This window comes from Shewanella sp. SG41-4, from assembly GCF_014164505.1.
Lineage (GTDB): Bacteria > Pseudomonadota > Gammaproteobacteria > Enterobacterales > Shewanellaceae > Shewanella.
Map to the genome: position 1 here is coordinate 1 of NZ_JACJFI010000629.1, position 1,213 is coordinate 1,213.

Here is a 1,213-nt window from a genome sequence, read left to right on the forward strand (position 1 = left end):
CCCAAGTATTTACACTGGTTCTACTGACCTTCAGCATGTTGGCTATAGCAGTACGAGAATGACCTTCGGTAAAATGAAGTAAGGCGAGATAACGCATACGTTTACGTGCGCTTTTCTCAGATTTAGCTAATGCTGCAAGATTGATATTATTTATAGATACTGAAATAATAAATTACGATTAATTAGATCATATAGTTAATGTAATTACTATTATTAGATTCTTGTTCATGATGGGTCGAATGCCAAGGGAGTATAGTAGATATCTCAAAGATACTTTCGTAACTCAGCCCGGTGCATTGTTTACATTAACAAATGCATGAAGCAACTAATAAAAGCATAATCTACGCATAAATCGATTAGATTGGCTAACTTGTTTGAAAAATCTGCAATTGAGCGCTTTATTTAAAAAAGTACTTTACCTTTGGAGGGGGGTTTAGCATAATGCACCTCGTCAACAGGGGTGTAGTTCCAATTGGTAGAACAGCGGTCTCCAAAACCGATGGTTGCGGGTTCGAGTCCTGCCACCCCTGCCAAATTTAGAAGGCCTAGCAGAAATGCTAGGCCTTTGTCTTTTCTGGCTTTTATCAATTTTTTAGTCTCCTCTACAGCACCAATTCCTTACCCCAGAAAACTTCAATTTTGCAATTGGTGACCAAATGGTGACCAAACCGTGACCATGACGCTTTTTATCTTGCCCATATATGGGACTTTCTCGTCTGCAAAATATTGTTACTGATGATATGAGCGCTCTGTTAATTGTTGATAACCAAGCCGCAAGAATAGTCGTTATCAACGCACGGGTAACACGTTAAACATCAACATGAGCTTACCGATAATGGGTGACTTATCGCCAGTAACACCAGGTATGTTGATAGGCGTTCGTGAAGAGGTGAGGTTTATAAAGGTGTATGTGATTCGGTATCAATATTGGCATCCATCAGCGGTAAAGGTGATATTGATATCAGCCAATCAATCACAGTGATCCGCCACGTAGTTTAGGGCTAATTGATAATCTAAGGAACGGCAATGTTAAAGCAGTTACAACAATTATTAGCCCAACCAAGGCTGATCATAAACCGTAAACACCGACGGCACCATCACCACAGCAAGTAATCATACCCAACGGGTATCGGCAGCATTGGTGATTACATCGACGAACAAGAAGGCAGGGTGCTAGGAACAGCACCAGATTTACCGTTTTTTTAGATAGAAG

Annotated in this window: 1 protein-coding gene and 1 tRNA gene; one reads left to right on the plus strand and one right to left on the minus strand. The window is 40.4% G+C overall.

The annotated features are described in order from the left end of the window. Window positions 1–154, minus strand: a 154-nt coding sequence (locus tag H5202_RS22820; RefSeq protein WP_182774029.1) for a helix-turn-helix domain-containing protein, incomplete at its 3' end; no start/stop codon positions are given. 302 nt (window positions 155–456) lie between these two features. Here H5202_RS22820 and H5202_RS22825 point away from each other — a divergent pair. Further along, window positions 457–533 (plus strand) — tRNA-Trp (locus H5202_RS22825). Window positions 534–1,213 lie beyond the last annotated feature (680 nt).